Genomic DNA, 13,972 nt, shown 5'->3' with positions numbered 1-13,972 from the left:
GCAGGTGGCGGCCCCCGAACCCCGGCCCGGATACGCGGAAACCCCGCACCGGGCGGGGTGCGGGGTTCCGGTGGTACGGGGGAACTACAGCGCGGACTCGATCAGCCGAACCAGCTCGCCCTTCGGCTTCGCGCCGGCGATCGACTGCACCGGCTCGCCGTCCTTGAAGATGGTCAGGGTCGGCACGGACATCACCCGGTAGGTGCGGGCGGTCTCCGGGTTCTCGTCGATGTTGAGCTTGACGATGGTGACCTGGTCGGCCATCTCGCCGGCGATCTCCTCCAGCAGCGGCGAGACCTTGCGGCACGGCCCGCACCACTCGGCCCAGAAGTCCACCAGAACCGGCTTGTCGGACTTCAGCACGTCGGTGGCGAAGTTCGCGTCGGTGACGACCTTCGTTGCTCCCACTATGACCCTCCTCCTCAGACTTTCGGATGTTCGGTTGTTCAGCCGCTGATCGTGGCGATGAAGCGCTCGGCGTCCAGCGCCGCGGCGCAACCGGTGCCGGCCGCCGTGATCGCCTGACGGTAGGTGTGGTCGACCACGTCGCCCGCGGCGAAGACGCCCGGGACGCTCGTCCGGGTGCTGGGCGCCTGGACCTTCACGTACCCCTCGTCGTCCAGCTCGACCTGGTCGCGGAAGAGCTCGCTGCGTGGGTCGTGACCGATCGCCACGAAGACGCCGGTGACGTCCAGCACCTTCGTCTCGCCGGTGTGCACGTTGCGGACCCGTACGCCGCTGACCTTGCCGTCCTCGCCGAGGACCTCCTCGACGGTGGTGTTCCACTCGACCTTGATCTTGTCGTTGCTGAGCGCCCGGTCGGCCATGATCTTGCTGGCCCGGAACGAGTCCCGCCGGTGGATGATGGTGACCGACTCGGCGAACCGGGTCAGGAAGCTGGCCTCCTCCATCGCGGAGTCACCGCCGCCGACCACCACGATGTGCTGGTTGCGGAAGAAGAAGCCGTCACAGGTGGCACAGGACGACACGCCGTGGCCCAGGTACTCCTGCTCGCCCGGCACGCCCAGCGGGCGCCAGGCGGAACCGGTGGAGAGGATGACCGACTTAGCCCGGTACGCGGCCTGGCCGACCCACACCGTGCTGACCGCGTCCGATCCCACCATCCCGGTGTCCGCCAGCTCGACCCGGGTGACGTCGTCGGTGAGGAACTCGGCGCCGAACCGCTCGGCCTGCTTGCGCATGTTGTCCATCAGCTCAGGACCGAGGATGCCGTCGGCGAAACCGGGGAAGTTCTCCACCTCGGTCGTCGTCATCAGCGCGCCGCCGGACTGCACGCCCTCGATCACGAGCGGCTTGAGGTTGGCACGCGCGGCGTACACCGCCGCGGTGTAACCGGCCGGCCCGGAGCCGATGATGATCAGGTTGCGGACCTCGTCCACTGCCGTCTCCCGATGTGTGTGTTCGGCACCGGCATGCGCACCGATGTCGATCCGAGTGCCGACGGCTCGACGACGTCGGCGACTGACCTACAGAACGCCATCGTACGAAGTGGGAATTCCCGGACCGGTCGTCCGGTGGGTCACGTCACGCGGGGGCGGACGGTCGCCGCCCGCGTCCTCACCCTACCCGCGCCTGGTAGCGCGTGTCGGGGCCGGAGCCCGGCACCCCGCACTCCGCGCCGCTGACCCAGGCCCAGCGTTCCCCCGCCGGGTCGACGAAGCGGACCACCAGCGCCGGCTCACCGCGGAAGGCGGCGTAGTCGACCAGCTCCACGCTGACCGGCCCGCGCCCGTGCGCCGCGGAGACCTCGGTGAGGCAGGCGTCCAGCGCCGCCCGGTCGGTGAGCCGGTCCAGCCCGCCCGGCGCGGTGCGCTTCTGCTGGGGGCGGCCACTCGGCCCGTCCCCCGGTTGCAGCTGCGGGCCGCCGCTGGCGATCTGCGGCGGCGGGGTGCCGCCGGCCAGCGTCTCCGGCGTCCAGTCGGTGCCGGTGCGCAGCGGCTCACCGCTGAACCGGACGGCCGCCCCGTCGGCGGCCGCGGTGCCGGCCGGCAGGGCCGCGGTACGGTCGGCGGCACCGTCCCCGGCCCGGTCGATCAGCTGCCCCACCCCCAGGCCCACCGCGGCGAGTGACGCCGCGGCCAGCGCCACCGGCCCGGCGAGCCGGGTCCACCGCCGTCCGCCGCGCCCCGGGCCGGTCGGCTCCGGACGCTGCTCGGTGGGCCGGGAGCCGCCGGTACGCCGGGCCGGCCCGCCGCCCTGCGCCGGCACGGTACGGCCACCCGCGGCGGTGCCGTCGTCCGGCTGCCCGACGGCGGCGACGTGGTCCGGCTGCGTGGCCGGACCGGCGCCGGCGAGTGCGGCGGTGAGTCGATCCCGCACCGCCATCGGCATCTCGGGAGCCGGTTCGCCCCAGGTGGCCAGGTCGGCGGTGACCCGCGCCACGGCCGGCGCCAGGGCGGCGTACGCGTCCGCCCACGCCGGTTCCGCCTCGACCAGCCGCGCGACGGTGCTCTCCTCCGGGGTGCCGTCCAGCGCCCCGCCGACGTAGTCGGCGAGCAGGTCGTGGTCGACCTCCCCGAACTCCCGGGCCGTCACGGCTCCTCCTGGTGGGCTTCCCGCCGGGCGTGCCCCGACCCCGATCGGACGCCGTCGGCCGGCCCGGGGTTCCCGACCGTGACGCCCGACTCGTCCCGGCCCGCCCGGGTGGGGGCGCCGCCGGAACCGGCCGCCGGCGGGGTGCCGCCGCCCGTCGGTTGTTCGCCGGTCCGCAGGTGACCGAGCAGCCCGGCGAGGCGGGCCCGGCCACGGGCGCAGCGGCTCTTCACCGTCCCCTCGGCCACCCCGAGGATCCGGGCCACCTCGGCGACCGAGTAGCCCTGCACGTCCACCAGGACGAGGGCGGCCCGCTGCTCGGCCGGCAGGGCGGCGAGCGCCTGGCGTACCACCAGGGCGGTGTCGTGGTCGTGGGCCGGCGCGGCCGGTTCCACGCTGCCGTTGCCGCCGTCCTCCGTGCGGGTGCCGTCGGGCAGCGGCACGGTCGGGTGCGCCTGCCGCCGTCGGATCCGGTCCAGGCAGGCGTTCACCACGATCCGGTGCAGCCAGGTGGTGACGGCGGAGTCGCCGCGGAAGCGGGCGGCGGCGCGGTGGGCGGACAGCAGCGCGTCCTGGAGCGCGTCCGCCGCCTCCTCCCGGTCGCCGATGGTCCGCAGCGCCACCGCCCACAGCCGGTCGCGGTGCCGGTGGAACAGCTCGGCGAAGGCGTCCCGGTCACCGGCCACGTGGGCCCGGAGCAGGTCGGCGTCGGTGGCCTCGGCCAGCGGCACCGACCGGGGGGCGGCCACGGGTACCGCGTCGCCGGCCGCCGGATCGGGGGTACGCCCGCCGCGGCCGGCCATCACCGCACCCGGTGAGGGCGGTGACGGGGACGCGGCGAGCGACTCACGAGCCCTGGACCTTGATCTCCAGCACGTCGATCTGGAAGTCGTCCGCCGGCAGCTTGGTGATCCAGAAGAGGAGGTACTGGTACTTCTTCTCCGGGTCGAACCCGTTGAAGGTCATCGTGGTGCCGTCGTAGTCCTCGAACGGATCCCCGATCTTGTTGCCCAGGTAGCTCTTCACCAGGTCCTTGTCGCCCTTGGAGGTGGGCGGGAACTCGGCGTTGCCGGCGAGCAGTTGGGCGGTGATGCCGTCGTTCGAGACCACGGCCTGCAGGGACTTGACCGTGTGCGGCGAGCCGAGGTCGATCCAGACCCCCATGCCGCTCTTGATGTTGCCGAAGTTCGCGCTGGTGTAGGTCTGGGTGCCCCAGCCCTTGGTGTCGTCGCCGTCCCTGACCTTCTCGGCGCCGTTGAGCTCGTCGCGCTTGCTGCTGTCCGGGTCGATGATCCGCACGTCCTGGATCGGCAGCGGGCGGACGGCCGGGGCGGGCGGGGTGTCGCCGGCCGCCGGGGCGCTCGCCGAGGGGCGGGCCACCGGCTCGGTCTTCGGCGTCTTGTCGTCGCCGCCCAGCGTGCTGATCCCGATCAGCAGGCCGACCAGGGCGACCGCCAGCAGCCCGGCGATGCCGATCGCGACCTTCCGGCCACCCGCGCCGGCCAGCGGCGAGGGCTCGTCGCCCGGATCGGCGGTGAAGCGCAGCGGACCGCCATGGTCGAGGAAGTGGTCCTCGGAGGGCACGTCGAGGCGGGCCAGCTCGGCGGCGAGCACGTCGGACGAGGGCGGCGCGATCTCGACGTCGAGCAGGTCCATGGTCAGGTCGTCGAGGTACGCGGGAACGCCGGCGCGGACCTGCCGGGGGGCGGCGATCGCGCCGCTGCCGTCGCGTACCGCGTCGGGGATGGCGGCCCGGCCGTGCCCGGCGGTGGCGCCGTGCAGCGGCACCTCGGCGTGCGGCCAGTGACCGGTCAGCGCGAAGTAGAGGATGCCGCCGACCGCCCGGACGTCGCTCTCCTGGCTGTCCGCGCCGTCGGTGCGCGCGTCGGCCAGCACCACCCGGCCGTCGTCGCTGATCATCACGGTGCCGGGGTGCACATTGCCGTGCAGCATGCCGGTGGCGTGCACGGCGGCGAGGGCGCTCGCCGCGGCGTTGCCGACGGCGGTGGCCCGGGCCGGGTCGAGCGGACCCTCGGCGACCAGCTCCCGCAGCGAACGGCCGTCGACCCACTCGCGGACGACGTACGCCCGCTCGTCCTCGTCGATCGCGTCGTAGACGCCGACCAGGTTGGGGTGGACGACGCGGCTGGCCGCGACGGCGGCCTGGAGCATCTCGGTGGCGGAGTCGCCGCCGGGATAGCGCAGCACCACGGCGACCGGGCGGCGCAGGATGACGTCGACCCCGCGCCAGACCAGCCGGCCGGCGCTGTCGTTGTTGATGTGCTCGACGAGCTCGTACCGCTCGGCGAGGATCTCACCGGCCGTGGGAGCACCGAAGGTCATGACGGGCGGAGCAGTCTCCTCCGCCTCCTGACCCTCGCCGACCTGGGTCACCCGTCCTCCCTCGGTGATCGTGTCGATCGATGGACCCACGCTGCTGGGCATGTGGCTTCCCGCTCCGCCTTCGAAGGAACCGGTTGCGCCGCCGACGCGAGCGTCGGCCGTTCGCCGTGTCCGTCGAGAGCGACCTTACCCGGACTGCCCCTCATCCCGACATGTCATCTTCCCGCCGCGCCCGGCAGACCGTCCGATTCTCCGGGGAGCGTCGAGTTTCGCCCGTTCTCGGCCACGTTGCTGGCACATGTACTGGCCAATCTAGAGGGCGACCGCAAGCGGTCTCCGTGGGGGCCCGGCCCCGACGCCACGGTGGCGGCGCCGTCCGGTCAGGTTCCCGCCGTACGGTCCGCCATGCTCGTCCGTACGGCTGGTTGTCCACAGGCCGATTCGGTCACTGACCCGGGAAACGCGGAGTTATCCACAGCCGTGTCCCCAGGCTGGTGATCCTCGTTCACCCTCCGTGCGCGCTGCTCCCGCCGCGCTGGCGGGTCAGCGGCCGAGGCGCCGGCGGACCATCCCGACCACCTCGGTGATCTCGCCGATCCGCAGCACCATGGCCAGCCCGAGGTAGGTCGCCCCGATCACCGCGCCGCCGATCAGCAGCTGGACGGCGGCCGCGAGCCAGCTCAGCTGCGCCGGGTCACCGGGCAGCACCTTCACCACCAGCAGGCCGACCACGGCCGCTCCCAGCGCGGCGAGGACCACCTTGCCGATGGTCCGCATGATCCCGCCCAGCCCGATCCGGCCGACCCTCGGTCGCAGCAGCATCGCCGAGACGATCGCCGCGGCCAGATAGGAGACGGCGTTGCCGAGCATCATGCCGGCGGCGGCGAAGGTGGCCGAGAAGGCGAGGAAGAGGCCCACCTGCAGCAGCACCCGCAGCACCACCACCGGAATGTTGATCAGCGCGGGCATCCGGGTGTCCGGCAGGGCGTAGAAGGCGAAGGTGAACAGCTGGCTGATCGCGAACGGCACCAGCCCGATCGCCGCCACCAGCAGCACGGTCGACGTGGCGACCGCGTTCTCCCCGGTGAACGCGCCGTACCGGAAGACCACCACCGAGATCGGGCCGGCCAGCACCGCGTAGCAGACCGCGATCGGGGCGAGCACCGCGGTGACCATCCGGGTGCCCCGGGACAGGTCGGCGGTGACGTCGTGGAAGCGACCCTCGGCGGCGGCCGCGCTCATCCGCGGCATCAGCGCGGTGATGATCGAGACGGCGATGATGCCGTGCGCCATCATCAGCAGCAGGAAGACGTTGTTGTAGATCAGCAGGCCGGCGTTCTTGCCGTCGCCGCCGGTGGCCCGGCCGAGCAGGTTGACCACCACGAAGAGGCCGAGCTGGTTGACCGCCACGTAGCAGAACATCCAGCCGCCGAGCTTCGCCAGCTCGCGCAGGCCCAGCTCGCGGAAGTCGAACCGGAGCTTCCACCGGAAGCCCACCTTGCGCAGCGCCGGCAACAGCCCGATCGCCTGCACCGCCACACCGAGCAGGCTGCCCCCGCCGACCAGCAGGATCCGGTCCCAGCCCACCTCGCCCGGGCGCAGCGCCTGCGCGCCGAACACCACGATGTAGAGGCCGAAGGTGCCGATCACCACCAGGTTGTTCAGGATCGGCGCCCACATCGGCGCGGCGAAGTGCCCCCGGGTGTTCAGCACCGCGGCGATCAGCGCGCTCACCCCGGTGAAGAACAGCATCGGCAGCATCAGGAAGGACAGCCTGGTGACCAGGCCCTTGTAGTCGCCGTCGTCGCTGCCGGCCGCGTAGATCGCGGTAAGCGCCGGGGCCAGCACGAGCGCGATGACCACCGTCGCGGCCAGCGCCAGCACGGCGAGGGTCAACAGCCGCTGGGCGTACGCCTCCCCGCGATCGGCGTCGGTCTTGCGTCGGCGTACCAGCACCGGGATCAGCACGCTGGTCAGCACCCCGCCGAGCAGGAACTCGTACACCTGGTTCGGCAGGAACTGGGCAGTGGTGAACGCGTCACCCAGGGCGGTGCCGAGCGCCGCGCCGATCATCAGGTTGCGGATGAAGCCGGTACCCCGGCTGATCAGGCTGCCGACCGCCATCACCGCGCTGTTCGCCGCGGCGCTGGTCTCCGCCACCACCTCCGGTGGCGGCGCGGTCGCCTCCACCGCCGGCTGGTTCAGCGGCTCGGCCGAGATGAAGGTCGCCTCGTCGGTCGGCGGAATCGCGCCGTCCGGCGTGGCGTTCGCGCTGCGGTAGAGCCCGCCGCTCATCTCCAGCCTCCCAGGGGGTACGTCAGAACCGGACCACCGGTTCGCACGCCCAGAACCATAGTCAACCCCCGCGTCATACCCGCGCCCGGCGGATCGGATCCCGCCCTCGACCGATAGGCTGGCGATCCCATGTCCGAAGCCTCCGCACCCCACGCCGCCGACCGCCGCGAACTCACCGCCGCGCAGCGCAACGCCGTCGCCGAACTGCTCCGCGTCTCGCCGGTCGCCGACGAGCTCGGCCGCCGGTTCGCCGCCGCCGGTCACGAGCTGCACCTGGTGGGCGGCTCGGTCCGCGACGCGCTGCTCGGCCGGCTCGGCGACGACCTGGACTTCTGCACCGACGCCCACCCCGACGAGACGATCCGGATCGTCCGCGGCTGGGCCGAGTCGATCTGGGAGACCGGGCGCGAGTTCGGCACCATCGGGCTGCAGCGCGACGGCCTGCGGCTGGAGGTCACCACCTTCCGCGCCGAGGCGTACGACCAGGTCAGCCGCAACCCCGTCGTGGTGTACGGCGACAACCTGACCGACGACCTCAGGCGGCGGGACTTCACCGTCAACGCGATGGCGGTGAGCCTGCCCGACCACCGCTTCACCGACCCGTACGGCGGGCTCGACGACCTCGCGGCCAAGGTGATCCGTACCCCCGGCACCCCGCGGGAGTCGTTCGGCGACGACCCGCTGCGGATGCTGCGGGCCGCCCGGTTCGCCGCCCAGCTCTGCTTCGCCGTCCACCCGGACGTGCACGCGGCGATGACCCGGATGGCCACTGACCTCGACCGGATCACCGCCGAGCGGATCCGGGACGAGTTCACCAAGCTGCTCTGCGGCGCCGACCCGATCACCGGGCTGCGGCTGCTCGTCGACACCGGGCTGGCCGAGCGGTTCCTGCCGGAGCTGACCGGGCTGAAGCTGGAGATCGACGAGCACGCCCAGCACAAGGACGTCTACGAGCACACGCTGACCGTGGTGAGCAACGCGGTGTCGTACGAGACCGACGGCCCCGACTTCGTGCTGCGGATGGCCGCGCTCATGCACGACGTCGGCAAGCCCGGCACCAAGGCCGTCGGCCCGGACGGCCGGGTCAGCTTCCACCACCACGAGGTGGTCGGCGCCCGGCTGACCAAGGCCCGGATGAAGGCCATGCGGTACCCGAAGGACGTGACCGCGCAGGTGGTCGAGCTGGTCGCGCTGCACCTGCGCTTCTACGGGTACGGCCGGGGCGAGTGGACCGATTCGGCCGTCCGCCGGTACGTGACCGACGCCGGTGACCTGCTGCCCCGCCTGCACAAGCTCACCCGGTCGGACTGCACCACCCGCAACCGGCGCAAGGCGGCCCAGCTGGCGGCCGACTACGACGCGCTGGAGGAGCGGATCGCCCGGATCGCGGCCGAGGAGGACCTGGCCCGGGTCCGCCCCGACCTGGACGGCAACGCGATCATGGAGCTGCTCGGCGTGCCGCCGGGGCCGGTGGTCGGCCGGGCCTGGCAGCACCTGAAGGAGCTGCGCTTGGAGCGCGGCCCGCTGGACCGCGACGAGGCCGAGGCGGAGCTGCTGCGCTGGGCCCGCGAACAGGGCATCGTCGCCTGAGGGCTCATCGCGGCGCCACGGTGAGCGTCCGCCCGACCAGCTCCTTCGGCAGCGGCTGGCGTTCCCACTGCCGGCCGTCGACGCCGGCGAGCACCACGTCGCCGCTGCCGTACGGGAGCCGGTAGAGCATTCGGTCGGCGGTCACCCACGCGACATCGGCGGTCGGCACCGTCCGCAGCACCGCCCCGGTGACCGCGTCGACCAGCTGCGGCTCGAGCTTCCCCTGCACCACCACGTACCGCCCGTCCGGTGACCAGGCCCACGGTCCGGCCGGGTCGCCGGGGATCGCCACGAACCGGGTGGGCCGGCCGTCGTCGGCGGAGAAGAACTGCACCCCCCGGCGGACGCGCCGGAGATCGCGTTCGGAGAACGGCACGGGCCTGTCGGTCAGTGGCAGGGTCAGCTCACGACCATCGCGGGTCCAGGTGAACGCGCAGACGTCGGTGCAGAAGTACCGGGCCGGGTCGATCGTGAAGTCCCGGTACCGGCCGTCCAGGTCGAGCACGCCCAGGAAGTTCCGGCCCTGGTGGAAGCCGGTCAGGGCGAGCCGGCGGCCGTCCGGCGACCACTGCGGCAACCGGGCGCCCGCGCCGACGCGTACCCAGCGCACCGTCGCCCGCCTGGTGTCGATGAAGCCGACCTGCCGGGGCCGGGACTCGTCCCGGACGGCGGTGACCGTGCCGGTCGGCGCCGGCAGCACCTCGTCGTACCCGGCGGTGCGCACGTAGCGGGAGTGGGCCCGGTCCAGCACCTGGCCCACCCCGCCGCCGGGCACGCCGGCGGACAGCCCGCCGCCGGACACCGCGCCGCTGACCACCCAGCCCCCGGGCAGTGCCAACGGCCGGGCGGTCCAGTCCGGGCCCGGCGCGGGCAGCAGCCGAGGGCTGGGCGTCGGGGTCGGCGTGGGCCGGGCCGGCGGGGCGGTCCGGCCGGAGCAGCGCGAACGGCAGCACCACCGCGGCCACCGCCGCCAGCACCGCCCCGGTCGTCGCGGCCCGGCGGCGGGCCCGCAACCGGCGACCGCGTCGGATGGCCACCGCCGCCAGGCCCGGCACCGGCCGCGCCTGCGTCGACAGTTCGTGTACGGCGGACCGCAGCGCGTCCTCCACCTGCCTGCTCATCGCTTCACCTCCGGGCGGGTGGTCAGGTCGTCGAGGGCCGGCACCAGCTCGCGGAGCCGGGCCAGCGCCCGGGACGCCTGACTCGCCACCGTAGTCAAGGGCCGAAAGAAGCCAGCTCGCGTGTATGGATGCCGAAATCCGACACTCGGAGGTCTTCCTGTCAGAGTGACAATAAGTCTATGGTCGATTCATGTCTGACGATCGCTGGGTTCCGCCGACTGTTCTTCTTGCGGTTGACCTCGTCATCCTCACCTTGCGGGAATCCTGCCTACATGTGCTGTTGATCGAGCGCGGGATTGAGCCCTATCAGGGCACCTTGGCCCTGCCTGGCGGTTTCCTCGGCCACGAGAAGGAAGACCTCGTGACGGCTGCCCATCGAGAGCTTGCCGAGGAGGCGGGCTTGGGGCCGGACCGGTTGCACCTCGAACAACTTGGCGTCTACGGTGCGCCGGATCGTGACCCCCGAGGGCGGGTGGTCTCTGCGGCTTACCTGGCCATCGCCCCTCGGCTACCCGAGCCGGTCGCCGGCAGCGACGCATCCCGGGCATGTTGGACCCCAGTGGCGCAGGCGTTGTCCAGTTACGCGCAACTCGCCTTCGATCATGAGCAGATCCTGACCGATGGGATCGACCGGGCACGGGAGAAGTTGGAGCGCTCAGCGCTCGCCACCGCCTTTTGTGGTCCGACCTTCACGATCTCCGAGCTTCAGGACGTCTACGAGGCGGTGTGGGGCGTGCCGCTCGATGCGCGGAACTTCTACCGGAAAGTGCAGAGCTTGGACGGCTTCATCGTCCCCGCCGGGCCGAGTCGCAAGACCGATGGTGGGCGTCCCGCTCGGCTATTCCGTCCCGGGCCCCGCACGACTCTTCACCCTCCGATGATCCGACCCCTCAGCCAGGCAGACAGGGAGACAGCGTGAGCACGAACAGCGGTCTCGTCGTGATCCTCACGGCGCTGGACCTCGAATACGCAGCGGTCCGCGACCAACTGACCGACCTACGTGTACGGCGGCACGCCGCCGGCACCCGCTTCGAGGTCGGCCGCATCAGCCAAAGCGACTGCCGGGTCGCCCTCGGGCTGGTCGGTAAGGGCAATCATCCGGCCGCGGTGCTCGCCGAGCGGGCGATGGCCGAGTTCTCCCCGGCCGCTGTGCTTTTCGTGGGAGTCGCCGGTGGCCTTTGGCCCAACATCCGACTCGGTGACGTCGTCGTCGCCAGCAAAATCTACGCCTACCACGGCGGCACCAGCGAGGACGACGGTTTGAAGGCCCGACCGAAGGCATGGGAGATCCCCCACGAGGCCGACCAGATCGCCCACCACGTCGACAGGTCCGCCGCGTGGCGCCGTGGTCTTCCCGTAGGCGCAGCACCCAAAGTCCACTTCGGGCCGATCGCCGCAGGGGAAGTGGTGCAAGACTCGGGAATCTCCGAGCAGGCCCGCTGGATCCGCCAGCACTACAACGACGCCGTAGCGATCGAGATGGAAGCGGCCGGTGTGGCCCAGGCGGGCCATCTCAACCGTGCCCTGCCCGTAGTGGTCGTGCGCGGCATCAGCGACCACGCCGACGGCAGCAAGGCAGCCACGGACGGACAGGACTGGCAACCGAAGGCCGCACGCCACGCCGCCGCGTTCGCCACCGCACTGGCGCGAGAACTGATCATCGACGGGCCGGCCAGCCGAGGCGGCGCGGACCGGGACGGGAGCCCCACGATGCCGACGACCAACCGCAACATCGCCACCGGGAACGCCCACGTCGGGGTGCAAGCCGGGCAGATCTACGGCAACGTCACCGTCGGCGCTGGCGCCGAGCAGCCGATCGATCTGGCAGCGAGCATCGCAGACCTGCGAACCAACCTCAAGCAGGCCCACCTCGACGGACAGTTGGACGAAGAAACCTACGCCGCGGCCGAGTCGGAACTGGAGGCGGCGACGGCATGCGTCTCGGCGGGCACAGCCGAAAAGAAGAGTGGCCTGATGGTCGCGCTCAAGCGGTTGCGGGGCCTGGTAGCCGACGTGTCTGAGCTGGCGGCGCGGCTTGCGGCGATCATCGCCGTGGTGCGGGGCATGTGATGACGACCCCGACCCCGACCAACCTCGCCCAAGGAGATGCGCACGTCGACGTACAGGCAGGCGTAGTCCACGGTGACATCAACTTCTACCGGCTGCCGCCAAACCCGAGTCCAGAGGAGCAGTTCGCCTTCGCGCTGAAGTATCTCGACGCGCGAGTTCGTGATCAGGCGCGCAATCTCATCGAAAAGGCTGTCGCCGGTGGGTATGGGACCACCGAGGTCCAGTTCTACCGGCTCATCGCCCTGTTGAGCGGACGTACCCTTCGCCAACTCGCCTCCGAGGAGCTGGATCGCCTCACCGCTATCTGCTCCAGCCTGCCCCACCTCGACGACCATGACGAGTGGACGGCGGGGTTGAAGGTAATCATCCGCCTCCTGGCCCCCGTCAGCGCCGCCGAGACAGATCTCGTGGTCAAAGAGATCGACGCGCTGAACCAGCGTCAACGCGACGGAATCTACGGCCACCTCGAGGCGCTACTTGAAGGCGCGATGGAAGAAGAGATGTGGCGGAAGTCCGTCGCCCTGGCGGATTCGCAGCGCACAGACGGCGACCGATTCAACCGGATCTGGAAGTTCTTCCACCCCACACCCGTACCGCCTCGGACCCTGCCGGTGCAGCCCGCTGCTGTTGCGCTGCGCGACTGGCTACGCGCCGGCGCCGGCACTGCTGTGTTCGCCCTCGCCGTGGTGCAAATGATCGTGCTGGTGGCGGCCCGCGGCACGCTCGACCCGTTCCTCGGTCTACTCGCCGCCCTGGTCGGACTGGCCGCGTTTTGCGTCGGTGGGGCGGACCGGTACTACCGCGGAACACGGCTGCGCGCGAAGGAAGCACTGATCCGTCCACCCCGGCAGCGGCGACGAGAGGCGCCACCGGGAGGCTTCGCCCGCAAGGTGGACCGGCTCTTCGACCGCTACTTCCGCCGGTACGTGCCCGAAGGAACCGACCGAGCCTACTGGCTCGACCAGACGGCGGGGATCCGGCGGCACCTCCGCGACGAGGTGGTCGAGCTCTACCGGGAACAGCGCATTGAGGCCGAACGGGTCGCCTGGCTCGTCCGACACCTGGTGGGAGATGTCCGAGGGCAATGGGAACGAGACACACTGACGGCGTACCGCCAGCAGCTGCGTAACCCTGCCAGGACCAAGGCCCTCCACGTCGGGGGACTGGCCCTCCTTGCCGGGGGGAGCCTCTGGGCCGTTCCTGCCGTCGTGACCAGCGCCCCCTTGTCCGGCACAGGTTGGTTCGTGCTCGCGGTGGCGTCCGCGGTGCCGGCGATGCGCTCGTCGTTTCGGATCATCGCCGAGCGACGCAGGGTCGCCGACGACCATGCGGAACGCAACGACAAGGACACGGCCCGCTGGGCGGCATACCACCGGTGGTGCCACAAGCTGGCCGACAAGCCGTCGGACACCGAGATGGCCACCTGGTTGGAAAGCGACCGCAAAGTCCAGGTCGACCAGGCCATGCAGCAATACCGACTCCGCCCCAGCCAGGTAATCGCACACGCCTTCATCGAGGCGCCGGCACCCTCATGCAAAAAGGCCCGCTACCCGCAAGGACCATGGCGGTACTCCCGGTATCGACTGCTGCTGTTTCTACTCACCGCCGACGGCGTCCGGCAGGTCAACATCAATCTCGACTTCGAAACCTCCGTAAGCCGCACCACCCAACGGCTCAACTACCGTTTCGACGCCGTCGCCGCCGTACGGATCGACGGCATCGCCACCCGACAGCAGACCTTCGAGCTGACCCTGTTCAACGGAGAACCGATCTCAATCCGAGTGAGCGATCCTGACAACGGGACGCTCCAGCACGACGAGAACCCAACCAAGATCGCTGAGCTGTCGCTGGACGCTGCCGGGCTCGGTCACACCCTGCACGTCCTCGAAGGCGTCGCCGCCGAAGGCAAGGAATGGGTCAAACACCGACGCGACCGCGCAGACGAAAGGCTTGCCAACCTCGCGAGCGCCATACGCGGGCTGCTCGACTAGGTCAGGCTG

At 71.3% G+C, this 13,972-nt stretch carries 11 protein-coding genes and 1 pseudogene; 4 read left to right on the top strand and 8 right to left on the bottom strand.

Features of this window, described 5'->3' with window-relative positions; translation table 11 throughout:
• Positions 1-84 precede the first annotated feature (84 nt).
• The 6 genes from trxA to murJ all read right to left on the bottom strand — a co-directional run bounded on the left by trxA (position 85) and on the right by murJ (position 7,191).
• Positions 85-408 carry a thioredoxin gene (gene trxA / locus ACFY3U_RS06930; protein WP_387196204.1) on the bottom strand — a complete coding sequence of 108 codons (324 nt, stop codon included), beginning with the start codon at positions 406-408 and terminating at the stop codon, positions 85-87.
• 38 nt (positions 409-446) lie between these two features.
• Positions 447-1,400, bottom strand: coding sequence for a thioredoxin-disulfide reductase (trxB, locus tag ACFY3U_RS06925; protein WP_387196201.1), 954 nt, complete (start codon positions 1,398-1,400; stop codon positions 447-449).
• Between the two features lie 178 nt (positions 1,401-1,578).
• Positions 1,579-2,556, bottom strand: coding sequence for a hypothetical protein (locus tag ACFY3U_RS06920; RefSeq protein ID WP_387196197.1), 978 nt, complete (start codon positions 2,554-2,556; stop codon positions 1,579-1,581).
• On the bottom strand, positions 2,553-3,356 hold the full coding sequence (sigM, locus tag ACFY3U_RS06915) for an RNA polymerase sigma factor SigM (protein WP_387196194.1): 804 nt from the start codon (positions 3,354-3,356) through the stop codon (positions 2,553-2,555). The genes ACFY3U_RS06920 and sigM overlap by 4 nt, the downstream gene beginning before the upstream one ends.
• 43 nt (positions 3,357-3,399) lie before the next feature.
• A complete protein-coding gene (locus ACFY3U_RS06910; protein WP_387196191.1) occupies positions 3,400-4,998 on the bottom strand; it encodes a protein kinase family protein in 1,599 nt (532 codons plus the stop codon).
• Between the two features lie 441 nt (positions 4,999-5,439).
• Complete coding sequence (murJ, locus tag ACFY3U_RS06905) at positions 5,440-7,191, bottom strand: murein biosynthesis integral membrane protein MurJ (RefSeq protein ID WP_387196188.1); 1,752 nt, start codon at positions 7,189-7,191, stop codon at positions 5,440-5,442.
• Between the two features lie 129 nt (positions 7,192-7,320).
• Here murJ and ACFY3U_RS06900 point away from each other — a divergent pair, with 129 nt between their 5' ends.
• Positions 7,321-8,781, top strand: a complete 1,461-nt coding sequence (locus ACFY3U_RS06900) for a CCA tRNA nucleotidyltransferase (protein ID WP_387196185.1) — start codon at positions 7,321-7,323, stop codon at positions 8,779-8,781.
• 4 nt (positions 8,782-8,785) lie between these two features.
• Here ACFY3U_RS06900 and ACFY3U_RS06895 read toward each other — a convergent pair whose 3' ends face one another.
• Positions 8,786-9,619 carry a TolB family protein gene (locus ACFY3U_RS06895; RefSeq protein ID WP_387196181.1) on the bottom strand — a complete coding sequence of 278 codons (834 nt, stop codon included), beginning with the start codon at positions 9,617-9,619 and terminating at the stop codon, positions 8,786-8,788.
• A gap of 279 nt (positions 9,620-9,898) precedes the next feature.
• Positions 9,899-9,994, bottom strand: a pseudogene (locus tag ACFY3U_RS06890) (SigE family RNA polymerase sigma factor); the annotation flags it as partial.
• A 98-nt stretch (positions 9,995-10,092) separates the two neighbouring features.
• On the opposite strand from ACFY3U_RS06890, the gene ACFY3U_RS06885 reads away from it, so the two are divergent.
• From ACFY3U_RS06885 to ACFY3U_RS06875, 3 genes are read left to right on the top strand one after another with little or no spacing between them, the layout of a single operon-like run.
• Positions 10,093-10,821: an NUDIX domain-containing protein gene (locus tag ACFY3U_RS06885; RefSeq protein WP_387196178.1), complete on the top strand. Its 729-nt coding sequence runs from the start codon at positions 10,093-10,095 to the stop codon at positions 10,819-10,821.
• Entirely contained in the window at positions 10,818-11,972 is a 1,155-nt protein-coding gene (locus ACFY3U_RS06880; protein WP_387196175.1) for a purine phosphorylase, read from the top strand. The genes ACFY3U_RS06885 and ACFY3U_RS06880 overlap by 4 nt, the downstream gene beginning before the upstream one ends.
• Entirely contained in the window at positions 11,972-13,963 is a 1,992-nt protein-coding gene (locus tag ACFY3U_RS06875) for a hypothetical protein (RefSeq protein ID WP_387196172.1), read from the top strand. The genes ACFY3U_RS06880 and ACFY3U_RS06875 overlap by 1 nt, the downstream gene beginning before the upstream one ends.
• The last annotated feature ends 9 nt before the right edge of the window (positions 13,964-13,972 follow it).

Origin of the sequence: Micromonospora sp. NPDC000089 (genome assembly GCF_042899365.1) — a bacterium.
Classification (GTDB): domain Bacteria; phylum Actinomycetota; class Actinomycetes; order Mycobacteriales; family Micromonosporaceae; genus Micromonospora.
Note: the sequence above shows the minus strand (reverse complement) of the source record. Positions and strands in the feature narration are given on the sequence as shown.